The 25,115-nt window shown below is 71.1% G+C and carries 19 protein-coding genes; 8 read left to right on the top strand and 11 right to left on the bottom strand.

What is annotated here, in order from left to right; translation table 11 throughout:
• Nucleotides 1–110 precede the first annotated feature (110 nt).
• The 5 genes from RKD23_RS01440 to RKD23_RS01460 all read left to right on the top strand — a co-directional run bounded on the left by RKD23_RS01440 (nucleotide 111) and on the right by RKD23_RS01460 (nucleotide 5,464).
• Nucleotides 111–1,235 carry a CHAT domain-containing protein gene (locus tag RKD23_RS01440; protein WP_424851865.1) on the top strand — a complete coding sequence of 375 codons (1,125 nt, stop codon included), beginning with the start codon at nucleotides 111–113 and terminating at the stop codon, nucleotides 1,233–1,235.
• A gap of 178 nt (nucleotides 1,236–1,413) precedes the next feature.
• Nucleotides 1,414–2,283, top strand: coding sequence for a tyrosine-protein phosphatase (locus tag RKD23_RS01445; RefSeq protein ID WP_424851866.1), 870 nt, complete (start codon nucleotides 1,414–1,416; stop codon nucleotides 2,281–2,283).
• A 169-nt stretch (nucleotides 2,284–2,452) separates the two neighbouring features.
• Nucleotides 2,453–3,244 (top strand): DUF5995 family protein, encoded by a 792-nt coding sequence (locus tag RKD23_RS01450; RefSeq protein WP_424851867.1) that lies wholly within the window; start codon nucleotides 2,453–2,455, stop codon nucleotides 3,242–3,244.
• Between the two features lie 119 nt (nucleotides 3,245–3,363).
• Nucleotides 3,364–4,902: an alpha/beta hydrolase domain-containing protein gene (locus RKD23_RS01455; protein WP_424851868.1), complete on the top strand. Its 1,539-nt coding sequence runs from the start codon at nucleotides 3,364–3,366 to the stop codon at nucleotides 4,900–4,902.
• Between the two features lie 4 nt (nucleotides 4,903–4,906).
• Nucleotides 4,907–5,464, top strand: a complete 558-nt coding sequence (locus RKD23_RS01460; protein ID WP_424851869.1) for a hypothetical protein — start codon at nucleotides 4,907–4,909, stop codon at nucleotides 5,462–5,464.
• 24 nt (nucleotides 5,465–5,488) lie between these two features.
• Here the strand turns inward: RKD23_RS01460 and RKD23_RS01465 are convergent, their stop codons facing one another.
• From RKD23_RS01465 to RKD23_RS01485, 5 genes are all read right to left on the bottom strand, one after another.
• The gene (locus tag RKD23_RS01465; protein WP_424851870.1) at nucleotides 5,489–6,322 is read right to left on the bottom strand and encodes a PIG-L family deacetylase; all 834 of its coding nucleotides are present in this window, start codon (nucleotides 6,320–6,322) and stop codon (nucleotides 5,489–5,491) included.
• Between the two features lie 182 nt (nucleotides 6,323–6,504).
• Nucleotides 6,505–7,305: a xanthine dehydrogenase accessory protein XdhC gene (xdhC, locus tag RKD23_RS01470; protein WP_424851871.1), complete on the bottom strand. Its 801-nt coding sequence runs from the start codon at nucleotides 7,303–7,305 to the stop codon at nucleotides 6,505–6,507.
• A gap of 1 nt (nucleotide 7,306) precedes the next feature.
• Nucleotides 7,307–9,703, bottom strand: coding sequence for a xanthine dehydrogenase molybdopterin binding subunit (gene xdhB, locus RKD23_RS01475; protein ID WP_424851872.1), 2,397 nt, complete (start codon nucleotides 9,701–9,703; stop codon nucleotides 7,307–7,309).
• On the bottom strand, nucleotides 9,700–11,175 hold the full coding sequence (locus RKD23_RS01480) for a xanthine dehydrogenase small subunit (protein ID WP_424851873.1): 1,476 nt from the start codon (nucleotides 11,173–11,175) through the stop codon (nucleotides 9,700–9,702). The genes xdhB and RKD23_RS01480 overlap by 4 nt, the downstream gene beginning before the upstream one ends.
• Before the next feature lie 413 nt (nucleotides 11,176–11,588).
• Nucleotides 11,589–11,711 (bottom strand): hypothetical protein, encoded by a 123-nt coding sequence (locus tag RKD23_RS01485; protein ID WP_424851874.1) that lies wholly within the window; start codon nucleotides 11,709–11,711, stop codon nucleotides 11,589–11,591.
• A gap of 130 nt (nucleotides 11,712–11,841) precedes the next feature.
• Between RKD23_RS01485 and RKD23_RS01490 the strand changes: the two genes are divergently transcribed.
• Nucleotides 11,842–12,246 (top strand): hypothetical protein, encoded by a 405-nt coding sequence (locus tag RKD23_RS01490; RefSeq protein ID WP_424851875.1) that lies wholly within the window; start codon nucleotides 11,842–11,844, stop codon nucleotides 12,244–12,246.
• Nucleotides 12,247–12,975: 729 nt separating this feature from the next.
• On the opposite strand, the gene RKD23_RS01495 is transcribed toward RKD23_RS01490, so the two are convergent.
• Entirely contained in the window at nucleotides 12,976–13,302 is a 327-nt protein-coding gene (locus RKD23_RS01495; protein WP_424851876.1) for a hypothetical protein, read from the bottom strand.
• A gap of 154 nt (nucleotides 13,303–13,456) precedes the next feature.
• Here RKD23_RS01495 and RKD23_RS01500 point away from each other — a divergent pair, with 154 nt between their 5' ends.
• A complete protein-coding gene (locus RKD23_RS01500) occupies nucleotides 13,457–14,200 on the top strand; it encodes an esterase/lipase family protein (protein ID WP_424851877.1) in 744 nt (247 codons plus the stop codon).
• Nucleotides 14,201–14,290: 90 nt separating this feature from the next.
• Here the strand turns inward: RKD23_RS01500 and RKD23_RS01505 are convergent, their stop codons facing one another.
• Together RKD23_RS01505 and RKD23_RS01510 are read right to left on the bottom strand one after the other, a co-directional pair.
• On the bottom strand, nucleotides 14,291–14,437 hold the full coding sequence (locus RKD23_RS01505) for a hypothetical protein (protein WP_424851878.1): 147 nt from the start codon (nucleotides 14,435–14,437) through the stop codon (nucleotides 14,291–14,293).
• Between the two features lie 429 nt (nucleotides 14,438–14,866).
• On the bottom strand, nucleotides 14,867–15,097 hold the full coding sequence (locus tag RKD23_RS01510; RefSeq protein ID WP_424851879.1) for a DUF6479 family protein: 231 nt from the start codon (nucleotides 15,095–15,097) through the stop codon (nucleotides 14,867–14,869).
• A 288-nt stretch (nucleotides 15,098–15,385) separates the two neighbouring features.
• Between RKD23_RS01510 and RKD23_RS01515 the strand changes: the two genes are divergently transcribed.
• Nucleotides 15,386–16,108, top strand: a complete 723-nt coding sequence (locus RKD23_RS01515; protein WP_424851880.1) for a dienelactone hydrolase family protein — start codon at nucleotides 15,386–15,388, stop codon at nucleotides 16,106–16,108.
• A gap of 84 nt (nucleotides 16,109–16,192) precedes the next feature.
• On the opposite strand, the gene RKD23_RS01520 is transcribed toward RKD23_RS01515, so the two are convergent.
• The 3 genes from RKD23_RS01520 to RKD23_RS01530 all read right to left on the bottom strand — a co-directional run bounded on the left by RKD23_RS01520 (nucleotide 16,193) and on the right by RKD23_RS01530 (nucleotide 24,969).
• Complete coding sequence (locus RKD23_RS01520; RefSeq protein ID WP_424851881.1) at nucleotides 16,193–20,266, bottom strand: amino acid adenylation domain-containing protein; 4,074 nt, start codon at nucleotides 20,264–20,266, stop codon at nucleotides 16,193–16,195.
• 341 nt (nucleotides 20,267–20,607) lie between these two features.
• Entirely contained in the window at nucleotides 20,608–22,248 is a 1,641-nt protein-coding gene (gene pgm / locus RKD23_RS01525) for a phosphoglucomutase (alpha-D-glucose-1,6-bisphosphate-dependent) (protein ID WP_424851882.1), read from the bottom strand.
• 243 nt (nucleotides 22,249–22,491) lie between these two features.
• Nucleotides 22,492–24,969 (bottom strand): bifunctional serine/threonine-protein kinase/ABC transporter substrate-binding protein, encoded by a 2,478-nt coding sequence (locus tag RKD23_RS01530; RefSeq protein ID WP_424851883.1) that lies wholly within the window; start codon nucleotides 24,967–24,969, stop codon nucleotides 22,492–22,494.
• Nucleotides 24,970–25,115 lie beyond the last annotated feature (146 nt).

The following is a 25,115-nucleotide window of genomic DNA, read 5'->3' on the forward strand; positions in this document are numbered from 1 at the left end:
CTCCAGGCGAGCACAGCCGGATCGCCCCTCCCCGCGCCCTCGGGCACGTCCGGTCCGGCCCGGGTGCGCGTGCCGACCTGCGTCAGCGTCTGGCGGCCGACTGGCGGGAGGTGACCGACCGGATCCGCGCCGAACACCCCGAGCTGGGTCTGCTGCGCCCGGTTCGGGAGTGGGAGGAGCGTGAACTGTGTGCCGTCGCCGCCGACGGCCCGGTGGTGCTCGTCGATGTCTCGCCCTACGGCAGTCATGCCCTTCTTGTCACCGAGTCCTCGGTGGACGCCGTGCCGCTGCCCGGGCTCGACCCGGCGACCACGGCCGCGCGTCGGCGGACCTTCGAGGAGGCGCTGGTCCGACTTGAGACGCCCGGTGTCTCCCGCAGGCAGTCGCAGCGCGCTCAGCAGGACGTACGGGAAACCCTCGGCTGGCTGTGGCAGACGGTCACGGGGCCGGTCCTCGACCGGCTGCCCGCGGCCACCCGCGTGTGGTGGTCACCCGGCGGCCGGCTGGGCACGCTGCCCCTGCACGCGGCGCAGCCCGACGGCGCTCCCGGCGCCCTGGACCGGGTGGTGTCCTCCTACACCCCGACGCTGCGGGCCCTGGACCACGCCCGTCGGCGCCTGGCCCGGCCGGCGGGACGCGGCACCCTTGTCGTCAGCGTCGCGCAGGCCGCGGGTCAGAGCCCGCTGCCGGGCGCCCATCACGAGGCCGAGCAGCTGGCCCGCGACCTGCCCGGCGTCACGCTGCTGGCCGACGCGCGCGCCACCCACTCCGCCGTCGTCGCCGCCCTGCACGACCACGCCCACGTCCACTTCGCCTGCCACGCCCTCGGCGACACCGAGCGCCCCTCGGGCAGCCGGCTCGTCCTGCACGACCACCTCCAACACCCGCTGACCGTACGGGATCTGGCCCGGCTGCGACTGCCGTCGGTGCGCCTCGCCTACCTGTCGGCCTGCGACACCCTGCGCACCAGTCCTGAGCTCGCGGACGAGGCCGTACACATCGTCAGCGCCTTCCAGATCGCGGGATTCCCCCACGTGGTCGGCTCGCTGTGGCACGTCGACGACGTCATCGGCGCCGAAGTCGCGCGTGGCGTCTACGCGGCCCTGGATGCCGGTGACGCCACTCTTGACGTCGCCCGCACGGCCGAGGCCCTGCATCAGGCCGTACGGGCCCTGCGCGACACCTACCCGCGCACTCCCAGCCTGTGGGCGTGCCAGGTGCACGCCGGGCCCTGAAGGCCGGGCCGCGCCGACGGGTGCTCCACGTTCGGCCACCGTATTTCTGCGAGACGCGCGAGACTTCCGCCGAGCATCACCGAGACAGCGGACCACAGCACAAGGCTTCTCATCTCGCGCCCCACGCCCTACCGTTCGCGTCCCGCAGCCCGACCCCACACTCGCCGGGAGGCCCCCGATGTTCAGCCGACGCGGACTCCTCACCGCCTCTGCCGCCGTGCTCACCGCTCCTCTTCTCACCGGCCACGCTTTCGCTGTCGCCGCCGACACTCGCCTGCTCGACATACCAGGGCTGGTCAACGCCCGTGACATCGGCGGCTCCTACAGTCCCGCCGGAACCATCCGCTACCGGACCCACTACCGCACCGACGGCCTCCACGCCCTCCAGCAGCCCGGCATCGACGCTCTCGCCGGCCTAGGTCTGGCCGCCGTCGTCGATCTGCGCACCAGCACGGAACGCACCCAGGACGGCCTGGACAAGCTCCCTCCCGGGCCGGTCACGCACCACTGCCCGATCAGCGAGGGCAGCTGGTACGCGGACGTCAGGCAGGCGATCTTCACCCGTGACTACGCCAGGCAAGAGACGCTCCTGGGCAACGGCCGTGCCACCCAGCTGATGATCGACATGTACCGGGGATACGTCACCAGCAGCGGCAACCGCGCCTCCCTGGCCCGAGCGATCACCGTATGCGCCAACGCCTCCGGCCCGGTGCTCACGCACTGCACCGCAGGCAAGGACCGCACCGGAATCACCATGGCCGCCATCCTGCGCCTCTGCGGCGTGTCCACCACCACGGTCATGCAGGACTACCTGCTGTCCAACGACCTGCGCGCCACCGCCGACGCCAACACCCGCACCTACCTCAAAGCCCAGGGCTACATGATCAACCCCGACCTGCTGATCCCGGTCCAACGTGTCGAGCCCACCTACCTCAACGCGTTCTGGCAGCAAGCCACCGACTCGTACGGCTCGTTCGGCAAGTTCCTCACCACGGGCCTCGCCCTGCCGGCCGGCACATTGGCCGCCCTCGTCGACCGCCTCACCTGAAGACTGCGCCCCCGGCAGCTGAAGCGGCACACGAGTGGTTTCGAACAGCCAATCGGGCGAGAGGCGACGGAGCTCTGCTTCGGGCCGGGAGAGAACCGGCATCCTCCCGGCGCGGACGCCCTCACTCGAGGGCGAACCACAGGCCGCGCTCCCGGAAGGAACACAAGGCATGACTCAGTCACAGACCCGGACCGTAGGCAGCGTCGACGACGTCATCGAACGGATGCAGGCCATCAAGGCGCAGCTGGATCCACGCGATGGCGTGGCCTGCTTCAACCGTATGTACCTGCGCGTGACGGAACTCGTCGGCCAGAACCTGGTCGCGGGCTTCTTCGAGGACCAGGCATTCATCGAACGCATGGATGTCATCTTCGCCGGGTTGTACTTCGACGCGGTCGACGCCGCAGCCGAGCGCCCCGCGGCAGCGGGCAACCTGGCGGCGCCCCTCCTGGGTGCTGCCCAGGCCGTCACCGGCCACTCGCAGAACCATCAGGCATGGCAGCCCCTGTTCGACGCACGCGACAACCGCACCATCTGGCCCATCCAGTTCGCGTTCGCCGGCATGAACGCGCACATCAACCACGACCTCGCACTCGCCGTCATCGACACCTGCATCGAACGCGGCACCACCCCGGACACCGCACCCGTCCACGCCGACTATCTGCGCGTCAACGAACTCCTCGCCAAGGTCGAGGCAGAGATCCGCGCGTCGTTCGAAGCCGAGCTGATCAAGGTCGCCACCAAGGACGCCGAAACCCTGAAGCACATCGTGGGCGCCTTCAGCATCGCCCGCGCCCGTGACAGCGCCTGGGCCACCGCCCAGAGCCTGTGGCACCAGCGCAGCCTGCGCCCTGCCTACGACGCCACCCTCACCACCGTCGCCACCACAACCGCCACCATCGGCCGTGCGCTCCTCGTCCCCGTCCTGCCCCCGGTCGAACAACCCGACGGCCACAACTGACCCGAGCCGGTGACCGATCCTTCGACACCGGTGAATTCGCCGATGGCAGCCCGCCACGGTGCCTCCAGACTGCGGTCTCGACCCATTGGGAGACGCATTCACGGAGGCAACCCGTGCGCATGCTTGCTCGGTCATCCCGGCGGTCCGTCACCGCCACCGCTCTGGGGGCGCTGCTCTGCGGCGCCCTCCTCGGCACGCCGTCGGCCGCCGCGGCCGCGGGCCCCACGGTCACGGTCCCGCCCGCCGGCAGTCACGGCTTTCCGTTCCTCGCCGCGGCGGAGGACCTCGGCTCGTTCGGCTACACCGAGAGCGAGTACTTCATCTCGGGCACCGCAACGTCGTACGCCAAGTCCGGTCTGTGGACTTCGGACGGCCGCTGGGCCGTACGCGCGTCCGGCAGCGCCGCGTACAAGAGCCGTCTGCTGGTGCGCCGCCCCGTCGACCCGGCCGCGTTCAACGGCACGGTGGTCGTGGAGTGGCTCAACGTCAGCGGCCAGCTCGACCTCTCCCCGGACTACTGGTTCGAGCGGGAGGAACTGCTGCGCGAGGGTTACGCCTGGGTCGGTGTCTCGGCGCAGGCCGTCGGGGTCAACGGCGGGCGGGGCGAGATCAAGGGCCTGAAGGGCTGGGACCCGGCGCGGTACGGCAGCCTGGTCCACCCCGGTGACGCCTTCGCCTACGACATCTTCTCCCAGGCGGGCCAGGCGCTGCGCACCCCGAACGGGTCCGACCCGCTCGGCGGGCTCCCGGTGCGGACGCTGCTCGCGGACGGCGAGTCGCAGTCGGCGGGCTTCATGACGACGTACGTCAATGCCGTGCACCCCGTGTCCAGCGTCTACGACGGCTTCATGGTGCACAGCAACAGCGCGGTCGCCGCCCCGATCAGCGGCCGGCTCGCCGACACCCTGCTGATGCCGAACCCGTCCCGGATCAGGACCGATCTGTCGGTGCCGACGTTCGTCGTGCTCACCGAGACCGACGTGCCGGGTGCCGCGGCCGCCCGGCAGCCGGACACCGACAGCGTCGTGCACTGGGAGCTGGCCGGCACTGCGCACGGCGACCAGTGGGCCTTCGACCTCGGCAACCCGACCGTGCAGAAGTCGGCAGGCGCAGCCGCGCCGTCGCCCGACTGCGCCGCAGGTTCGGCCCCCTTCAACGACGGACCCGGCCACTGGGCGATGAACGCGGCGCTGCGCCACCTGGCCGGCTGGGCGCGGGGCGGTCCGCGGCCACCGAGCGGTCAGCCGCTGAGCACCGTACTGCGCGATGCTGCCACCGGCCTGGCCACCGGCGGTGTCCGGCTGCCGGACGTCACGGTGCCCACCCGTACGCTCACCGGTGGCCGCGACACCACCGACAGCGGCGTCTTCTGCGGCCTGTACGGCGCCCGGGACCCATGGAACGGCGACGCCGACGCCTGGGACCGCCACGACGACGGCGACCCGTCCGACCCGTCCTATCCGGACACCCCGGAACCGGTGCTCAGCCGGCTCTACCCGACCCACGCCGATTACGTGAACAAGGTACGCACGGCAGCGCAGACGTCCGTCGACGCCGGATACCTCCTGCCGGAGGACGCGGCGGCGATCGTCTCCGCCGCGCAGGACTCGGCCATCGGCAGCAGCACACAAAGCTTCACAGAACGCGTGGTTCAATGACCGCATGGTGGCAGACGGTACGTTTCTGGGACCGCTGGAACTGTGCAGCGGGCATTGGGGAGTTGGGGACGCCACGCGTCCGGACACCTATTGGGTGCAGTTCCGCCCCGACGGGCTCTACCAGCACGGGCCGGACTCCCCAGGACAGTTGATCGGGTGGTCCAGGCTCATGACCGGCATCTGGATCACCTGGGGCAAGCACTCCTGGAACACCAACGCCCGGGGCGTCTACACGCCCAAGGGAACGGTCGCCCGGCGCGACGGCGGCTGGCTGCACATGACGCTGCGCCACCCGCACGAAGCCCACCAGCTGCGCTTCGACCAGCACGCGCGCCCCTACCGGGCGGTGGACGTCCTCCGGCTGGAGTACCTGCTGCGGCAGCTCATCGACGAGGGAAGGCCACACCTCCTCGGCGACCCGGAGTGGGTGGGCCGCGCCGTGACGTGCCTGGCCGGCGGGAGCAACCGCTGGATCACCCGACGCGCGCTGCGGCGTGCCGCGGCGCAGGCTCTGGCACTGAGCCGCGACATCGACGCAGCGGACCGGACACAGCCCCGGTGAGCGGCCGTCCCCCGGGCGGGCCGGTCAGCGCAGTCCGGCGAACAGGTCGTTCTCGGGCACATCCGCGCCGGTGGTGTCCTGGACGCGTACGAACGTCTCGACGCCCATCAACTCGGTGAACCTCTCCGGGCCCATCTGAAGAAAGAAGATGTTCTCGCCCTGGCTGGCGTGCGCGGCCAGGGCGTCGAACTTCTGGCCGCCGAACGCCGTGGTGTCCACCCAGGTGGTGATCTCGTCGTCGGGCAGTCCGATCTCCGCCATCGCGGCGGCCTCGGCGGAGTCGGGCTCCGGGAGCTCCGCGCCGAACTCGCGCATGACCTCCCCGAACCTCTGCATCATCGAGCGGGGCGCCGTCGTCCAGTACACCTTCGGCGTCAGCTCGGTCATCGCCAGCGCCGCCATCGTGATGCGGTTGGCCTGGATGTGGTCGGGGTGACCGTAGAAGCCGTTCTCGTCGTACGTGACGACGACATCGGGCTCGTAGCGCCGCAGGAGTTCCGCGAGCCGGGCGGCGCCCTCCTCCACGGGCGTCCGCCAAAAGGAGCCGGGGGCGTCATTGGCCGGCCAGCCCATCATCCCGGAGTCGGCGTAGTCCAGCATCTCCAGGTGACTGATCTTCAGGATGTCGCAGCTCGCCTCGAGTTCGCGACGCCGCATCGCGGCGACGGCCGAGGGATCGTGCCCGGGATCGCCCGGCTTGACGCCCCCCGGTCCGTCACCGCAGCCGCCGTCGGTGCAGGTCACGAGAACCGTGCGGACGCCCTCCGCGGCATACCGCGCGAGGACACCACCTGTTCCCGTGGCCTCGTCATCGGGGTGAGCGTGTACAGCCATCAACGTCAACGGCCGGTCATTCATAAGAGACAGTCCTCCTCGACGAAACAGCCCCGGCCTGACGACCGCGGCCGGTACACAAGCCGCCACCCATCATCCGACACCGCATGGCGGATGACCGGGCGCACCCCGGTCGCGATGTCGGGGAGGGTGGGCAGCCGGGTCCGAAGAGTGTTGAAGGAAGTGCTACGGCATCGGTCTGCCCCTCAATCTTCAAAGGCGCGGAGCAGATCCGCAGCGACGCTCACCGCGATGATCGCCGGTTCCTTGCCGGTGATGTCGGGCAGCCCGATCGGGGTCTTGATCCGGTCGATGGTGGCGTCGTCGTGGCCGCCCTCGGTGGACAGGCGTTTGCGGAACCGCGTCCACTTGGCCGCCGAGCCGATCAGCCCGATGGAGCCGAGATGGTCGGTGCGCAGGGCGGCGTCGCACAGTGCGGCGTCCTCGGCGTGATCATGGGTCATGATCAGGACGTGGGTGCCGGGCGGCAGGTCCTCCAGCACCTCCTCCGGGAGCAGGGGCGTGTGATGCACATGGACCTGCGCGACCGCGTCCGACAGCACGTCGAGCCGGTCCTCGGTGAGGATGTCGGCACGGCTGTCGATCAGATGGAGGTCGAGGTCCTGGCGCGCCAGGATGCGCGCCAGTTCCAGGCCGACGTGCCCGACGCCGAAGATGGCCACCGCGCGGACCACCGGGAGCGGTTCGAGCAGCACCGAGACCGTGCCGCCGCAGCACTGCACGCCGTGCTGGTTGGTCACCTTGTCGTTCAGGGCGAAGTCCATCAGTTCCGGCTTCCGCTCGGAGGCGGCGATCATCTCCCGGGCCCGGTCGATGGCGACGGCCTCGACGTTGCCGCCGCCGATCGAGCCCCATGTCCGGGTCTGTCCGACGACGAGTTTCGCGCCGGCGTCGCGCGGGGCGTGACCGCGCACGGTCGCGACGGTCACCAGCACGCCGGACTCCCGGCGTGCCCGCAACCGTGCGACCGCGGCGATCCACGTCATGTCAGGCACCGCTCAGCACTTCTGCGTCGCCGCGGACCTCGCCGGCTTCGCCGGCCCGCGAGGCATCGCTCTGGCGAGCGGCCTGGATCGCCCAGAACACCGCCTCCGGCGTCGCGGGCGAGGCCAGATCGACGCTGACCCCGCTGGGGCCGAACGCGGCCGCGGCCTGCCGCAGCGCCTCGCGCACCGAGAACGCCAGCATCAGCGGAGGCTCGCCCACCGCCTTGGACCCGTACACCGCGCCCTCTTCGGTGGCGTTCTCCAGCAGCGTGACGTTGAACTCCTCGGGCATCTCCGAGAAGCTCGGCAGCTTGTACGTGCTCGCCGCCTGGGTCTGCAGCCGGCCGCGGTTCGGGCCGTCGCTGGTGTCCCAGCGCAGGTCCTCCAGCGTCAGCCAGCCCGCGCCCTGCACGAAGCCGCCCTCGACCTGACCGATGTCGATCAGCGGGGACAGGCTGTCGCCGACGTCGTGCACGATGTCCACCCGCCGGATGCGGTACGCGCCGGTGAAGCCGTCGACCTCCACCTCGGTGGCCGCGGCGCCATGGGCGAAGTACTTGAACGGCGAGCCCCGGAACGACTTCGCGTCCCAGTGCAGCCCCTCGGTCCGGTAGAACCCGGCCGCCGACAGCTGGACCCGCTGGAAGTACGCGGTGCGCACCAGGTCGTCCCAGGCCAGCTCCTTGTCGCTGCCCAGGGCGCGCGCGACGCCCTCGACGATGCGTACGTCAGAGGCATTCGCGCCCAGCTGCGTGGAGGCGACCTGCAGCAGGCGCTCGCGCAGCTGCTCACAGGCGTTCTTGATCGCCCCGCCGTTGAGGTCCGCACCCGAACTGGCTGCCGTGGCAGAGGTGTTGGGCACCTTGTCGGTACGCGTCGGGGCCAGGCGCACCTTGTGCAGCGGGATGCCCAGCGTGGTCGCGGCCACCTGCATCATCTTGGTGTGCAGGCCCTGGCCCATCTCGGTGCCGCCGTGGTTGATCAGGACGGAGCCGTCCTTGTAGATCAGCACCAGCGCGCCGCCCTGGTTGAAGGCGGTGAGGTTGAACGAGATGCCGAACTTGATGCCGGTGATCGCAAGGGCCCGCTTGGTGTGCGGGTGCGCGGCGTTGAAGGCGGCGATCTCACGCTTGCGGTCGGCGATGCCGGCGTCGTCCTGCACCTGCTGCCAGACGGTGGAGATCCGCTCGGCCTGCGTGACCGGCTGCCCGTACGGCGTCGTCTGGCCCTGGCCCGGCTGGTAGAAGTTGCGCTCCCGCAGCTGCATGGGGTCCAGACCGAGCCGCGGAGCGCAGCGGCCGAGGATGTCCTCGATCACCAGCATGCCCTGCGGGCCGCCGAAGCCGCGGAAGGCGGTGTTGGAGACCGTGTGGGTCTTGGCGATACGGCCGGCGACGCGCGCGTTGGGGATCCAGTACGTGTTGTCGATGTGACACAGCGCCCGGGCCAGCACCGGCTCGGACAGGTCCAGGCTCCAGCCGCCGTCGGCCACCAGGGTGGCGTCCAGGGCCTGGATACGGCCGTCCGCGTCGAAGCCGATCTTCCACTGGGCGTGGAAGCCGTGCCGCTTGCCGGACATGGTGAGGTCCTGCGTCCGGTTAAGCCGGAACCGGACCGGCCGGCCGGTCAGCTTCGCGCCGAGCGCGGCGACGGCCGCGAACCCGTGCGGCTGCATCTCCTTGCCGCCGAAGCCGCCGCCCATCCGCAGGCACTGCACGGTCACCTCGTGCGCGGGCACACCGAGCACGTGCGAGACGATCTCCTGGGTCTCCGAGGGGTGCTGGGTGCTGCTCTGGATGAACACCTGCCCGTTCTCGTCGATCTGGGCCAGCGCCGCGTGCGTCTCCAGGTAGAAGTGCTCCTGGCCGGCGAACTGGAACTCGCCGGTGAACACGTGCGCGGAGTCGGCGAAGCCGGCGTCGATGTCGCCGTGCACCATCAGGGGCTGGGCGCCGTGATAGCTGCCCGCCTCCATCGCGTCCTGCAGCGTGACCAGGGACGGCAGTTCCTCGAGCTCCACCTCGACGGCCGCCGCACCGAGCCGGGCCGCCTCCAGGGTCTCGCCGAGCACCCAGGCGACCGCGTGGCCGAAGAACATGACCTCGTCCGGGAACAGCGGCTCGTCGTGCTTCATGCCCGCGTCGTTGACACCGGGCACGTCGTCCTTGGTCAGGACACGCACCACACCGGGCACGGCGAGCGCGGGCTCGGTGTTCAGCGCGGTGATCCGGCCGTGGGCCTTCATGACCTGGACCGGGTAGGCGTGCAGCACGTCCTTGGTGCGCTGGACCAGGTCGTCGGTGTAGAGCGCCGTGCCGGTGACGTGCTGGAAGGCGCTCTCGTGCGGCATCGAGACGCCGACTACGGGCTTCTCGGGGCGCTCGGACAGATGACTCATGACGACACCGCCTCGGGGGTCTGTGCGTGCAGCTTCAGCAGGCTCTGGCCGAGCATCGCGGAACGGTAGAGGGAACTGGCGCGATGGTCGTCCATCGGCGTGCCCTCGCCCCGCAGCACCCGGGCCGCGGCCTCGACGGTCTCCGCCGACCACGGCTTGCCCTCCAGGGCAGCCTCGGTGGCGAGCGCGCGGATCGGGGTGGCGGCCACGCCGCCCAGGCCGATGCGCGCCTTGCGGACGACGCCGTCCTCGATGTCGAGCGCGAAGGCGACGGCGACGCTGGAGATGTCGTCGAAGCGCCGCTTGGCGATCTTGTGGAAGGCCGTGACGGGCGACAGCGGCAGCGGGATGCGCACCGCGCGGATCAGCTCGCCGGGGCGGCGCACGCTCTGCCGGTAGCCGGTGAAGTACTCCGCCAGCGGGACCACGCGCTCACCGTCGGCGTCGGCGAGGACCAGCGACGCCTCCAGCGCGAGCAGCACCGGCGGGCTGTCACCGATCGGGGAGCCGGTACCCAGGTTGCCGCCGAGGGTCGCACCGTTACGGATGAGACGGGAGGCGAACTGCGGGAACAGCTCGGCGAGCAGCGGAACACTGCCGTCGAGACGGCGCTCGATCTCGGTGAGCGTGACCGCCGCCCCGATCTCGATGTGGTCGGACTCGACGCGCAGCTCGCGCAGTTCGGGGAGCCGGTCGATGGCGACCACACAACTCGCCCGGCGGGAGCGGATGTTCACCTCCACGCCCCAGTCGGTGCTGCCGGCGACCAGCACCGCGTCCGGCCGCTCGCGCAGCACCTGCAGGACCTCGGCCAGCGTCCCCGGCCGCAGGAACGTGCTGTCGTCCTGGGTGTATTCGGTGGCGGCCGGCTCGGGCGGCGACTGCTCGCGGCGCTGGGCCAGCGGGTCGTCCTCAGCGGGCGTACCTACGGCGAACGCGGCGTCGCGGATGGGGCGGTAGCCGGTGCAGCGGCACAGGTTGCCGCTCAGCGCGTGCAGGTCGAACCCGTTCGGACCGTGCTCGGCGTCGGTGTGCCCGTCCGCGTCGGCGTCGGCCTCCGTGTGCGCGCAGCGGTCGGGCCGGTAGTACTCGGAGGCCATGCTGCAGATGAACCCCGGCGTGCAGTAGCCGCACTGCGAACCGCCGCGGACCGCCATCTCCTCCTGCACCGGGTGCAGCGTGGGGGCCGTGCCCGGCTCGCCCTGGGTGGCGAGCCCCTCGGCGGTGACGATCTCCTGACCGTCGAGCGCCGCGACCGGGACAAGGCAGGCGTTGACCGCCACCCAGTCGGTGGGCTTGTTCACCCCGGGGCGCGCCACGAGCACCGAACAGGCGCCGCACTCGCCCTCGGCACAGCCTTCCTTGGTGCCGGTGAGGCCACGCTCGCGCAGGAAGTCGAGCACGGTGGTGTGGGGCGCAGCCGGGGAGATCGGTGCTTCTTCTCCGTTGACCGTGATCCGCGCGGCTACCATGACGGGCCCTCGTTTCGGCGCGCGGTCGATCGATTCTGTGTGTTCGCCAATTTTCAGGCAGCTTTCTGTGTTCAGACACGCCGCTTCACAGGGAGCGGGCGCAAAAGACACGCGACAGCGACGTGCCGGGAAATGATGATGACGGGAAACCCGAAATGTGCCACGAGCGGCACCTCAGAACGGCGCGCTCAGCAGCCGTGCGCGATCCGCCCCGGCACCCAGGCCGTGCGGCGGGCGAGGCGACCGAGATCAGAGCTGGTGTACATCTGCTGGTCGCCTCCCTTCGATAGCTACGCTTCTAGCGCAAGTTAGTGGCTGGAGTCACAGCCGTCAAGGCCCCTGATCTTGGACTCCGGAGAGAGCGTCCCAGGCGTGCCGCCTGTCCTTGCGGCCGGAGTCCGGTGAGCAGCCGCTCAGTGCAGCCGGTCGGTCGGCTCCGTCGCCTGGACAGGAGTGGCTGCCAGGCTCGCGAGGAGCCCCAGGCGCTCTTCGGAGGTGCTGCCCGGTTCGACGGTGTAGAGGCTCGGATCGTGCACGGTCCGGTGAGACATATGGCGCGGAAATCGGCGCGTGCAGGGCCTGGCCGAGCGAGTCGTGGGCGATGACGTCCAGGCGGCCGTTGCGTATGGCGATGCTCACGCTGCGGCTGCCCACGCGGCTGCCCTGATGCTCGCCCTGGGCGTCTTCGCCGCAGGTCACGTCGCCGTAGCCGTCGGCTCCAGCTTCAGTCTGCTGCTCGCGGCCCGCTTCCTGACCGCGATCGCCACCGGTGCCTTCTGGGCCGTGGCCCGCGGTCTCGTCGGGGTCGGCGCCATGCTCGTGATCGTCGTCGGCGTGCCGCTGGGCGCGTTCGCCGGGCAGCTCATGGGCTGGCCCGGCCCGTTCTGGGCCTTGGCAGCTCTGGCCGCCGCGGCCGTCCCGCTGATCGCCCGCACCGTCCCGTACGACGGCCCGGCCCAGCACACGGGATCGGTCCGCTCCGAGCCGGCCGCCTGGGGCTGGTCCCGGCGGCCTGCGCCACCACCACCGGGGGCGTCCTTGCCGCGTACTCCTAAATCGCGCCGCTGCTGACCGACCGCACCGGTCTGGTGCCGCTGGTCCTCGTCGGCTTCGGCCTCGGCGCCCTCGTCGGCGGCCGTCTCGGGGACCGCCGCCCACACGGTCACCGCCGCCGCAGGCGCCGCCGTCCTGCTGCTGGCGATCGTCCTGCCGGCCGGCTCCGCCCCCGCGACGGCCGTCCTGGTCGTCCGCTACGCCGGTAAGGCGCCCACCCTGGCCTCCGCCCTGGCCGTGTCGGCGTGGGCACCGCCATCGGCTCGGGGATTGCCGGCCGAGCCCTCGACTCCGGTATGGGCTCCACCGGCCCCGCCGTGGTCGGCACCGCCATCGCCGCACTCCCTGATCCCCACCACCGTCATCGCCCTGAACCGCCACCGCCGAGCCGTGACGTCCGGCTCGGCCGACCTTCCGAGTGCGCCCGCCGACCGTGCCGATCAAGCTTGAGACCGGCCAGGGCGCGCACTCGCCCCCACTGAGGCGCACCTCATGCGCGCATGTACGGCGCCGGTGACGCCCGCCTACGAGCAGGCCCTCTGCGTCGTCCGGCCCGGTGGCGTGATCGGCCGGGTCGGCGTACGCCAGTACAAGGACGCGCCCATCGGCTTCGGCAGCCCCTTCTGTCACAACATCTGCCTGGCCGGCGGCCCCGCACCGGTCCCGCGCCTACATCGAGGACCTGATGCCCGACATCCTCGACGGCACCATCGAGCCGGAGAAGGTCTTTGACGCCACCCCCGACGCTTACGAGAGGCGAGTGCGGTAGAGGCGTCTGAGGGCTTCGAGCTCGGTCCGGGGGCAGTGCTCACCCCACCTGCCTCGGCAGCCGCTTTCGCCGTAGGTCTGTGCGACCTCGTCGAAGCAGCGGATCGCGGCGCGGGCGAGTCGGTCGATGCCGATCTGACTCGACCAGATCTCGGTTCCCCTGTTGTCGTGATCGCGGCGATCGCGCAGTTCCAGCACGCGAAGCCAGCTGTCCTCGCCTTCGCGCCAGAAGATCCACCGGTAGGCGGTCGGCACGGACTCGAACTGGGCACGCGTCTCCGTCTCGCCCGCGACGAGCCGCGCCACCGCGGTCAGGAACTCCTCGCGCGCACTGGCGCCACGCTAGCCGTCACCTGGATCGACCGGCGTGGCGACGCACTGGTGATTTCGCTGATGGCGGGTGCGTCCCGCGCCATGACTCTGGGCGGGTCAGGCACCCGCATCCTTCTCGGGAGGGCTCATGCGTCGTCGTTCAGCGCGCCGATTCTTCGGCGTTCTCGCGGCCACCACGGTCGCGTTCACCCTGTTCACCTCGGCTCCGACGGCCGGTGCGACCGCGTCCGTCTCGACTGCCTCCGTCACGCAGTCGGCGCATGAGGCCGCCGAACCGCTGTCGACCAGGACGCCGGTCGTCTTCGTCCATGGGTACACCGGCAACGCGTCCAACTGGGTCACCGCCATGAGTGTCTTCCGGCTCAACGGCTGGTCCAGCTCCGACCTCTTCGCCTACGAGTACAACTCGTACGGCAACAACGTCACCAACGCCCAGGGCCTCGCCGCCTTCGTCAACGGCGTGAAGGCGCGGACGGGCGCGAGCAAGGTCGCGATCGTCAACCACTCGATGGGTGGCCTCGTCAGCCAGTACTACCTGAAGGTGCTGGGCGGCAACACCAGCGTCAGCCACCTCGCCTCGATCGCCGGAGCGAACCACGGGACCACGTACGCCGGCGCCTGTCTGATCTACACGACCTGTCAGCAGATGTACCCGGGCTCCTCGTTCATCGCGCAGATCAGCTCGGGCGACGAGACCCCGGGCGCCACCAGGTATGCCACGTGGTACTCGGCGTGCGACGGCATCATCATCCCGTACACCAGCACCCGGCTGGACGGCGCGACGAACAACAACGTGGTCTGCCAGACGCACATCGGGTTCCTCGCGGACACGGTCGTGCTCGGTCAGATCGCCCGCTTCATCGCTTCCTGACCGCCACGCGGCGGCCGAACCTGTGCTCCGTCCCCGGCATGCCGTTGCCGGGAACGGAGCACAGGCCTGTGGCACGTCCCTGAACGAGCGTCACGCGCCGTCGACGTGCGGTACGCCCATCAGCTGATGGAGCAGGCGACGGTCGATGAGGAGGATCGGCGTGGTGAGGCGTGCGCCGAACTCGACCAGGGCCGTCTCGATGCCGAGCAGCGCGGCCGCTTCAGGATCGGTTCGCACAGGCTGCGCACGCGCACGCCGAGCGCGGGTTCGACGCCCTGCAGGCTGTTCAGGGCCAGCTCGGCCGCGTCACCGTCGCCCTGGATGTTGCGGGCCGTGTTCAGCACGTCCCCGAGGTGGTTGAAGCCGCCCGGGCCGATGACGCCGCCCTGCGCTTCGAACAGGGCGGCCTCGTGCGACCCTGGTAGATGCCGTGCATCGCTCCGCGTGAGGAGTTGAAGAGCGCGAGAAGGGCCTGGGAAAGCTCCAGGACGAGTTCTTCGGTCGGGTCCACAGCCTGCGCTCCTACTCCACACAGGCTCGGCTGGGCGTCCTCCACCCACGATGGCAGCGCCACCGTCCGTACATCGGGGCCCACGCCCGGGGATGCCGCCCGGGTTCCGACGGGCGGAGCACCCCGGTCGCGACGATCTCGCTCTGCCGGGGTCGTCAGGGATGCCGGCGGTCGGACTCTCCGCCCGGCGTGTCCCAGGAGTCCTCACGGCTCGCGGCGGCCGGAGGCTGGACGGTCGGCCCCGCGGGGCCGGGAGACTGGCGTCGGGCCGCGCGGCGCGATCCCCACCAGAACGCACCCAGGATCATCAGGACGAGCACGACGCCGACGACGATCAGAAACAACGACGGGGACCCGGACGCGGCCAGAGGCAGGAGTTCATTCATGTGGGGCGCGTTCCCCACCAGGGCGGACTCACCCCCGATGTGACCCGTCCAGCCGAACATGTCTCCTGCTCCGGCACGTCGGCCGCGAGCCGTATCCGCCCGCCGAGCCTCCGCGAAAACCCGTTGGTGGGACGCGGCAGCCACTGCTACGTTCTCGGAGGCCGTGCGAGAGAACAAGGAGGTGGTACCCGTGAACACAGTATCGACATGGGTGCTCCCCTCCGGGGTCACGGTCGGGCGATAGGTCGTCCGGGAGCGCCGCTCTGAGCACTCCCGAAAGGCACGACCATGCGATTCACTTCCGAGCAGCGCCTCGACGACGGCGTCCTCGAACGCGAATTCACCCTCGGCGAGATCCCCGGCACCCTGTGGACGCCTGAATCCGCCACACCGGTCCCGCTGATCCTGATGGCCCACAACAACGCCCTGCCCAAGGGGGATCCCCGGCTGGTGGCCCGGGCCCGGATCACCGCGTCGTACGGCTTCGCGGTGGCCGCCATCGACGCCGCCGGGTGCGGTGACCGGCCCCGTACCGCCGCCGAGGAGCAGGCCCGCGCCGACTTCCGCCGGGCGATGCAGGCCGGCGAGCGGGGCGATGAGGTCTTCGAGTCGTTCATCGGCCCGCTGGTCGAGAACGCGGTCCCGGACTGGCGGACCACTCTGGATGCCCTGCTCTCGCTGCCCGAGATCGGCGGGCCGGTCGGGTACTCGGGATGGACCGCCGTCGGCATTCGGCTGGCGGTGGTGGAGCCGCGTATCGCGGCCGCCGGCTTCTTCGCCGGGGGTTACGTGCCTCGCGCCCAGCGCGAGGAGGCCCGGCAGGTCACCGTTCCGCTGCTGTTCCTGCTGCAGTGGGACGACGAGGGCAACCCCCGGCAACGGGCTCTGGACCTGTTCGACGCCTTCGGCAGCAAGGAGAAGACGCTGCACGCCAATCTGGGCGGGCACACCGGAACGCCGTGGTTCGAGGTGGAGGACGGGGGCCGGTTCTACGACCGGCACCTGAGGTAGGACCCCCGGGCCGTCGGGCAGACGCACTCCACCGCCCCGATCGTGTCGACACCGGCCGATCGGGGCGGCACGGACATGCACGACTCAGATGCCCCCATGGACGAGGTCCAGACGCGCGGCGACCTCCCGGCCGATGCGCGCCAGCGGTGCCGGCTGGGTCATGGCGTGGTGGGTGCAGGGGATGTCGCGGGTGTCGATGCGGCCGGTCACCAGGCGGCGCCATGTCTCGCCGGTCGGGGCGTGTTCCGGTTTTCCGTGGGCGGCGTGGAAGTAGAGCAGGTCGCCGTCGAAGACGCGTTCCACGAAGGTGGGCAGGAGCTTGGCGAAGTTGGTGAACGTCTCGGTGATGGAGGTGAGGTGGGCTTCGTCCAGTGCGGGGTGGTCTGTCATCGCGGCCAGCAGGGTGTTGCTGCCGGCGTTCTCGCGCAGGGCCGCGGCGACGCCCGGGACGGTCAGCGGGGGCTTGAAGCGGGTCGGGTCGTGGCCCGCTGCCTCCAGCAGCAGGGCGAGGGTTTCGGTCTCGGTCGGCGCTGAGAGGGCTGCGTGATGCGGGTCGATGGGGCGGGAGTCGAGCATGGTGAGCAGGTCCACTCGCTCGCCCTGGTCCCGCAGCAGTGCGCCGGTGGCGTGGGCGAGCGCGCCGCCGAGGGACCAGCCCAACAGGTGATAGGGGCCGGTGGGCTGAACGCCGCGGATCTGGGCGACGTATTCGGTGACCATTTCTTCGAAGGTGGTGGGCGGGGTGGCGGAGTGGGCCAGTCCGCGAGCTTGCAGCCCGTACACCGGCAGGTCCGCGGGCAGATGGCGTAGTAGCCCCGCGTAGCACCAGCTCAGGCCGCCGGAGGGGTGGATGCAGAACAGCGGTGGCCGACTTCCCTGGGTGCGCAGGGGCAGCAGCATGTCGAAGCCGTCCCCATGGGTGCCGGTGGCCATCAGCCGGGCCAGGCCCGCGACCGTCGGGGCCTCGAAGAGCGCGCGGATGGACAGTTGGGTGTCCAGCGTGGCGCGGATACGGCTGAGGAGCTTGGCGGCGAGGAGCGAGTGGCCGCCGAGGGTGAAGAAGTTGTCGTCCACGCCCACATGGGGGGTGTTCAGCACTTCGGCGAACAGGGCGCACAGAAGTTTCTCCTCGGGGCTGCCCGGGGGCCGCCCGGAGGGGTGTGCGGGGGCGGCGGGGGCCGGGAGGGCGGCGCGGTCCAGCTTGCCGTTCGCGGTCAGGGGCAGTCGGGAGAGGGAGACGAAGGCGCTGGGGACCATGTAGGCGGGGAGATGGTCGGCGGCCCAGGTGCGCAGCGCGGTGGCGTCCACCGGCCTCTCGGGCGTGGGGCGGGCAGAGGGGACCACGTACGCGGTCAGCCGTGGATCACCGGGAGCGTCCTCCCGTTTGGTCACCTCGGCGTGGGCCACGTCCGGATGGCGGGCCAGGACGGCCGCGATCTCGCCGGGTTCGATGCGGAAGCCTCGAAGCTTGATCTGGGCATCGGTGCGGCCCAGGTGTTCCAGGACTCCGTCGGCCGTCCAGCGCACCAGGTCGCCGGTGCGGTACATGCGCGTGCCCGCGGGCCCGAAGGGATTGGGCAGGAACCGTTCGGCGGTGAGCTCCGGCTGGTTGAGGTAGCCGCGGGCCAGCTGGTTGCCGGCCAGATACAGCTCGCCCGGGACACCGGGGGGCACCGGGCGCCGGGCGTTGTCGAGGACGTACGCCTGGATGCCCGGGCCGGGGCGGCCGATCACGGGGGTGGCGTCGCGGTCGGCGAGGCAGCAGAAGATCGCGTCGACGGTGCATTCCGTCGGCCCGTAGTAGTTGTAGGCGCGTGTGGCGGTCTGGGCCCGCAGGGTCTGCCACAGGCCGGCGTCGAGGGGTTCACCGCCGACCATCAGGATCCGCGGCCTGTGCCGTGGGGCGGGCGGCCGGCTGTCCGTCGACTCGTTCAGCAACCCTGCGGCCAGGAGCTGGTGCAGATACGTAGGGGTCAGGTCGAGGAAGTCGATGCGGTGGCGGTGGACGTGGTCGACCAGGGCGGCCGGGTCGAGCCGCACCGCGTCCTCGATGAGGTGCAGTTCGTGGCCGGCGGTCAGGAAGAGCGGGCCTTCCCAGAAGGTGTCGAAGGAGAAGGCGGCGGTCAGTGCGGTCTTCAGCCTGCGGCCGGCCGCGGCGGCCTCCGGGTCGATGAGCTCGGCCCGGTGGCCGCCGTAGAGATGGGACAGCTGACGGTGTTCGACGACGACGCCCTTGGGGCGGCCGGTGGAGCCGGAGGTGTAGCTGACGTAGGCCGCGTTGTCGGGGGTGAGCGGGGCCGTACGGTCGGTGTCGCGCGGGTCGGTGTCCGGGCGGCGGGCGAGCGACCGGCACACGGCCGGGGCGTCCAGGGGCACTGCCACAGCGGTGGGCGGCAGCCTCCGGGCGACGGCGGTGGTGGTGAGCACGCACTGCGGGCGTGTGTCGTCGAGGAGAAGGCGGATCCGCTCTGCGGGCAGGTCCGGGTCGACGGGTACGCTCGCCGCGCCGGACTTGAGGACGGCCAGCAGGGCGACGATGTATTCGGCGGTGCGAGGCAGGGCCAGGGCCACGTAGGTCTCGGGGCCGGCGCCGCGGGCGATCAGTTCGTGGGCCAGCCTGTTGGCGCGAGCGTTGAGCTGCTCGTAGGTGAGCGTGGTCGCGCCGCAGACCAGGGCGATGGCGTCGGGTGTGCGGCGGGTCTGTTCCTCGAACAGCTCCGGCAGCGGTCGGGTCTCGACCGGGCCGGTCCTGCCGTTCCACTCGGAGGTGACCAGGCGGCGCTCGGCCTCCAGCAGCACCTCGACGCGGTCGACGGGCACCTGGGGTTCCGTGTCGGCGAGGGTGTCCAGCAGGCCGAGGAAGCGGCGCAGGTGGCCGGCGGTGGTCTCGGCGTCGTACAGGTCGGGGTCGGCGTTGAAGTCGATGCGCAGCGAACCGTCGGCGGCACGCTCGTAGACGTTGCAACCGAGGCCGGTGACCGGGCCGTTGGAGAGGTTGTGCAGGGTGGCCGCGTGCTGCCCGAAGGACAACTGCGGGTCGTATCCCATGATGTTGATGCCCCAGTCGGCCAGGTAACCGCCCGTGTGCTGCACCACGCCGAGGTCGCGGACGAGCAGTGGCAAGGGGTAGCGCTGGTGGCGCAGCAGGCCGCGGGCCCGCTCGGAGGTCTGCCGTACGAGGTCGGCCACGGTCGTGGCCGGCTCCAGTTCCAGCTGAAGCGGCAGGACGTTGACCACCATGGAGGGCACGTTGCGGGCCACGGCGCCGACGCGGCCGGTCACGGTCAGATCGAGCATCACGTCGGACGTGCCGCTCAGCCGGTGGACGTAGAGGGCCATCGCGGCCATGGCCACGGCCGGCAGGCCCGAGCGCGACCGCCGGGCCAGCGCCCGCAGGCGGTCGGCGACCGGCGCGGGCACATGGCCGGTGGCGCGTACGAAGCGGTGCGGGACCAGGACGTGCCCCTCTGCGGCGCTGCCGGCGGCGGGGCGAGCGGCCAGTTGGTCCGCCCAGTACGCGCGGTCGCGGGTGAAGCGCTCGGACGCCTGGTACTCGCTCTCATCCGCCACGAGCTCCGCGAGCGACCCGAACGGGCTGGCAGGGCACGGCTCGCCCGCCGCGAGGGCGGTGTAGACGTCGGCCACGCGCCGGATGAACAGCGAGAAGCCGTAGCCGTCGAGAGCGATGTGGTGAATGCGCAGGTACAGCAGGCAATGGTCGTCGGGCAGCAACAGCACCGCGAAGCGGAAGAGCGGGAAGTGCCGCAGGTCGTCGTCGCCGGTGCGGCGCAGGTCGGCCCACATCCAGCGGCGCGCCCGCTCCCACGGGTCCGGCGCGCTGTGCGGAGACTGTCCGTCCGATCCGTCTGGCTCCCTCAGGTCCACCACCGGCAGCGTCCACTGTGCCGAGGCGTCGACGACCTGCCACACCTCGCCCTCGTCGTCCGTCTCGAAGCGGACCCGCAGCGCCTCCGTGTCGGCGACGGCGCGGCGCAGCGCGGCTCTGAGCAGGCTCAGGTCGACCGGGCCGTGGATGTCGACGTACTCGGCGGCGCGGTAGATCGGGTTTCCCGCGTCCAGTTGCTGGGCGAACCACATCCCGGTCTGCGCTGTGGTCAGGGGCACACGCCTACCACGGCTGCCAGGCTGCTGGTCCATGCTCGTCGACTCCTCAGGAGAATGCGCAGGGCGATCGGCCCGGCGTCGGAGAGCGACGCGCGTGGCGGCCGTGCAGCCGTTGCCCTCGCACCCGGGCGGCCCCTGCGGGCCCGCTCGGTCCTCACGTTAGGAAGACGTGGGGTGCGTGAGAGGGCAGAAACGATATGCATTCATCCGTTTGCGTGAAGACGTCCTCGCGCTGCTGCCGCGAGGCGCGCGGGTTCACCGGTTCCATCATCGGATTTCCGGCTGTTTCCCGCGCGCCGACCGGGGTTTCCGGCTGTGTCCCACGGCCGATCGGGCTTCGTACGGCCCCTCCGGCCGGATTCACCTTGTCCGTGTCAGGCGCCCAGTGCCGCAAGGACCACGGACTTGGCCTCCTCCTGGACCTGGTGCAGATGGTCCTGGCCCTGGAAGGACTCGGCGTAGATCTTGTAGACGTCCTCGGTGCCTGAAGGGCGGGCCGCGAACCAGGCGTTGGCGGTGGTGACCTTGATGCCGCCGAGGGCCGCGCCGTTGCCGGGAGCTTCGGTGAGCACCGCGGTGACCGGTTCGCCTGCGAGGGTGTCGGCGGTGACCTGACGCGGAGACAGCTTGGCGAGCAGTGCCTTCTCCTCGCGGGACGCGGGGGCGTCGACGCGGGCGTAGGCGGGAGCACCGAAGCGGTCGGTGAACTGTGCGTAGTGCTCGGAGGGCGTCTTGCCGGTGACGGCCGCGATCTCGGAGGCGAGCAGCGCCAGGGTGATGCCGTCCTTGTCGGTGGTCCACACCGAGCCGTCGCGGCGCAGGAACGAGGCACCCGCCGACTCCTCGCCGCCGAAGCCGAGCGTTCCGCCGGACAGGCCGTCCACGAACCACTTGAAGCCCACCGGGACCTCCACCAGCGGCCGGCCGAGGTCCGCCGCCACCCGGTCGATCATGCTGGACGACACCAGCGTCTTGCCGATCCCGGCGCCCGCGGGCCACTGCTCCCGGTGCGAGAACAGGTACGAGATCGCCACGGCCAGATAGTGGTTGGGGTTCATCAGCCCCCCGTCCGGGGTGACGATGCCGTGCCGGTCGGCGTCGGCGTCGTTGCCGGTGGCGATGTCGAACCGGTCGCGCTGCTCGATGAGCGAGGCCATGGCGTACGGCGAGGAGCAGTCCATGCGGATCTTGCCGTCCCAGTCCAGCGTCATGAAGCGCCAGGTGGGGTCGGTGAGCGGGTTGACGACCGTCAGATCGAGGCGGTGCTGTTCGGCGATCCGGCCCCAGTAGGCGACGGAGGCACCGCCGAGCGGGTCGGCACCGATCCGCACACCGGCGGCGCGGATCGCGTCCAGGTCCAGCACGTTCGGCAGATCGGCCACGTAGGCGCCGAGGAAGTCATGGCGGCCGGTGCCGGGCGCGGCCAGGGCACGGCTGTACGGGATGCGCCGTACGTCCTTCAGACCGCCCGTGATGATCTCGTTGGCGCGGTCCTGGATCCAGGAGGTCGCCTCGGAGCCGGCCGGGCCGCCATGGGGCGGGTTGTACTTGAAGCCGCCGTCGGCGGGCGGGTTGTGCGAGGGGGTGACCACCACGCCGTCGGCGAGGGCGGACGTGCGGCCGCGGTTGTACGTGAGGATGGCGTGCGACACGGCAGGGGTGGGCGTGTAGCCGTCGGCCTGGTCGATGAGCACGGTCACGTCGTTGGCGGCGAAGACCTCCAGGGCCGTGATCCGCGCGGGCTCGGACAGGGCGTGCGTGTCGGCGCCGAGGAAGAGGGGGCCGTCGGTGCCCTGGGCGGCGCGGTACTCGCAGATGGCCTGGCTGGTCGCGGCGATGTGGTCCTCGTTGAAGGCCGCGACAAGGGACGAGCCGCGGTGTCCGGACGTACCGAACGCCACCCGCTGCCCGGGCTCGGCCGGGTCGGGGTGCAGCGCGTAGTACGCCGTGACCAGGCGGGCCACATCGACGAGATCCCCGGGCCCGGCGACCTGCCCAGCTCGTGCTTCCTGCATATCCTCGCTCCTCCGCAAAGATCGTCGACCGGTCGTCGACCGTTGATCACGGCCCTCATTCTTCCCCGCCCCCCGCCCGTCCGTGTGTCGCTGATCCTTGTCCGTGACGACAACCTCAAGTTGCCGCGAGGCGGTTTGCCCGACCGGCCTTGCGGCGAGCCGCACCATCGCCGCTCAGGGGCGAAACCTGCAGGGGTCCGGTCGGTCCGCCCGTCGCCGATACCGCTGTCGGTCGCGCAGGCGTCAGGGAGTGGCCGGGCCGCTCGTCACCGTGGTCCATCGGCCGCCGGCGACAGAGAGTACCGTCAGGCGCCGGTTGCGGGTGTCGCCGTACGCGTCGAAGGCGACGTGGCCCGTGACGCCGTCGAAGCCGAGCCGGGACACGGCCTGGGGCATCTTGGCGCGGGCGTCTCGGGGCAGGGTGCCGCCGTTGGCCGTCACGAGGGACTTCACGGCCTCGATGAGGCTCCAGGTGGCGTCGTAGGCGTACGGTCCGTACCAGCCGGCCGCCTCGGGGTACCCGGCCCTGCGGTAGCGGGCGAGGAAGTCCGCCCCTCCCGGCTGGTGTTCGGCGGGCACGCCGATGTTGACGGCGAGGTCGCCGTCCGCCTTCGAGCCGGACGTGAGGAACTCCTGGTCGAAGATGCCGTCACCGCCCATCAGGGGGACGTTGACGCCGGCCTGCTTGAGCTGCTGGGAGAGCGGGCCGGCGACGTCGTAGTAGCCGCCGAAGAAGACGGCTTCGGCGCCCGAGGCCCGGACCTTCCCGGCAAGTCCGGGGAACTCGTGCTGTGTGGGGTCGACATGCTCCGTGCCGACCACGGTTCCGCCGAGCTTCTCCAACTCCGCCGTGAAACCGGAGGTGAGGCCGGCGCCGTAGGAGCTTTTGTCGTCGATGACGTAGACCTTGCTCTTCCCGGCCTCGGCGTAGAGGTGTCGTGCGGCGTACGGCCCTTGGTCCACGTCCGTGGTCACGGTGCGGAAGTACGTGCCGTACGGGCGGGCCTTGGTGTCCGCGGCCCAGTCGGGGCCCAGCGTCAGCGCGGGTTCGGTGTTGCTCGGTGAGACGTTGACCAGATCCGCCTGGGCCAGTGGGCCCACCAGGGTCTGGGCCACGCTGGAGTTGAGCGGTCCGACGACGCCGAGGACCTTCGCGTCGGACACGAAGTCGGCGGCGTTGGGCTCTCCCTTGGCGGGGTCGGACGCGTCGTCCAAGGCCTTGATCTCGAACTTCACCCCGGGGACGTGCCTCTTCTCGTTCGCGGTCCTGACCGCCAGGTCGGCGGAGTTCCGGATGCCGAGGCCCATCGGGGACTGGCTGCCGCTCAGTGGCGCGTCCACCCCGATCACCACCGTGACCGCGGATTCCGCTGCGCCCTTGCCGGCTGCTCCGCCGCCGGGTGTCTCGTCGTCACGGGAGAGAGTCCAGGTCAGGGCGGAACCGGCCACGAGCGTGGCCAGTGCCGCGCCCAGGACGACGGAACGCCGGGTGAGGGCGCGTGCCGGTGCCGACCTCTGCTCGTCCTTCTTCGCCTCGGCCGTCGTCCCCAGCGAGACCAGGTCCTCGGTCGAGGGGACGGGGGCCGGGACCGGGAGCGGGACCGGGACCGGCGGCGGGCTGCTCGGCTGGTCCGGGACCGGGCTTCGGGGGTCGACCGGGGCGGGCCCGGAGTCCCGGACCGTGGGCGTTCGCGGGGTTGCGGGCGGAGGGGGCGTACGGGGTGTGGGCGGCGTACGGGGCGTCGGGGGTGCCTGCTCCGTCTCGGCGTCCGGTGCCGGGGCGCGCTCGGGCTCGGGCTCGGGTTCCGTTTCCGATCGCGGGCCCGGCTCCTCTCCCGGCTCCGGTCCTGGTCCGGGCTCCGGCTCCGGCTCGCCGACCGTCTCGTACCGAGCCGGGAAGGACCGGAGTACCGACGCCAGCATCCTGGCGGCCTCCGCGGCGCCCACCCGCTGCTCCGGGTCCTTGGTGAGCAGTGCCTCCAGTACGGGCGCGAGTGGTCCGGCGTGGACCGGCGGACGGTGCGGGCGGGTGAAGACGGCCACGGCCAGGGCGTGCAGCCCGTCCGCCTCGAACGGCGGCCGTCCCTCGACGGCGTGGTACAGGGTCGCGCCGAGCGCCCACAGGTCGTTGGCGGGCGTCGGGCGCTTGCCCTCCAACTGCTCCGGGGGCATGTACTGCGGTGTGCCGATGACGATCCCGCTGTGGCTCAGCTTGGTGGTGGCGTCCGCGAGGTGCGCGATGCCGAAGTCGGTGAGGACGACCCGGTCCTTGGTCAGAAGGACGTTGTCCGGCTTGATGTCGCGGTGGACGATCCGCGCCGCGTGGGCCTCGGCGAGCGCGTCGAGCATGGCGGCACCGATCTCGGCCACCCGCTGCACGGGCAGTCGGCCCTGCTCGCGGATCGCGGCGGCCAGGGACTGTCCACGGATGAACTCCATGACGATCACAGGGGCGCCGTGGTGCTCCGCGACGTCATGGATCGTGATGATCCCGGGGTGGCTGAGCGTCACCGCCGCGCGGGCCTCGCTCATGAAGCGCCTGAGCAGCGTGGCACGGTCGCCCTCGTCCGTCCCCGGCGGGAAGAGGACCTCCTTGACGGCGACCTCGCGTCCGAAGAGCTGCTGGTCCAGGCCGCGCCAGACTCGGCCCATACCGCCCTGGCCGATGCGTTCGACCAATTGATACCGGCCGGCGATGAGTTCGGGGTTCCGCTCGGTCACGCGCACACTCTAGGTCCTGCGGACAGCGAGCCTGCGATATTCGCTGGTACGCAGCCAGGTGCCCCTTGTACGTTGGCGTCGCGACCGCGCCTTCCGATGCGCTCGGCTGCGGCTACTTCCTTTGACAACCAAGTGACGCCGCCGCC

The organism is Streptomyces sp. SAI-170, assembly GCF_049739565.1.
Classification (GTDB): domain Bacteria; phylum Actinomycetota; class Actinomycetes; order Streptomycetales; family Streptomycetaceae; genus Streptomyces.

Excerpts from the sequence above, each read along its gene's own strand:
- RKD23_RS01445 (WP_424851866.1), top strand. The coding sequence starts at position 1,414 with ATGTTCAGCCGACGCGGACTCCTCACCGCCTCTGCCGCCGTGCTCACC.
- RKD23_RS01450 (WP_424851867.1), top strand. The coding sequence starts at position 2,453 with ATGACTCAGTCACAGACCCGGACCGTAGGCAGCGTCGACGACGTCATC.
- RKD23_RS01455 (WP_424851868.1), top strand. The coding sequence starts at position 3,364 with ATGCTTGCTCGGTCATCCCGGCGGTCCGTCACCGCCACCGCTCTGGGG.
- RKD23_RS01510 (WP_424851879.1), bottom strand. The coding sequence starts at position 15,097 with ATGAATGAACTCCTGCCTCTGGCCGCGTCCGGGTCCCCGTCGTTGTTT.
- RKD23_RS01465 (WP_424851870.1), bottom strand. The coding sequence starts at position 6,322 with ATGAATGACCGGCCGTTGACGTTGATGGCTGTACACGCTCACCCCGAT.
- RKD23_RS01520 (WP_424851881.1), bottom strand. The coding sequence starts at position 20,266 with ATGGACCAGCAGCCTGGCAGCCGTGGTAGGCGTGTGCCCCTGACCACA.
- RKD23_RS01460 (WP_424851869.1), top strand. The coding sequence starts at position 4,907 with ATGGTGGCAGACGGTACGTTTCTGGGACCGCTGGAACTGTGCAGCGGG.
- RKD23_RS01515 (WP_424851880.1), top strand. The coding sequence starts at position 15,386 with ATGCGATTCACTTCCGAGCAGCGCCTCGACGACGGCGTCCTCGAACGC.
- pgm (WP_424851882.1), bottom strand. The coding sequence starts at position 22,248 with ATGCAGGAAGCACGAGCTGGGCAGGTCGCCGGGCCCGGGGATCTCGTC.
- RKD23_RS01480 (WP_424851873.1), bottom strand. The coding sequence starts at position 11,175 with ATGGTAGCCGCGCGGATCACGGTCAACGGAGAAGAAGCACCGATCTCC.
- RKD23_RS01490 (WP_424851875.1), top strand. The coding sequence starts at position 11,842 with ATGCTCGCCCTGGGCGTCTTCGCCGCAGGTCACGTCGCCGTAGCCGTC.
- xdhB (WP_424851872.1), bottom strand. The coding sequence starts at position 9,703 with ATGAGTCATCTGTCCGAGCGCCCCGAGAAGCCCGTAGTCGGCGTCTCG.
- xdhC (WP_424851871.1), bottom strand. The coding sequence starts at position 7,305 with ATGACGTGGATCGCCGCGGTCGCACGGTTGCGGGCACGCCGGGAGTCC.
- RKD23_RS01500 (WP_424851877.1), top strand. The coding sequence starts at position 13,457 with ATGCGTCGTCGTTCAGCGCGCCGATTCTTCGGCGTTCTCGCGGCCACC.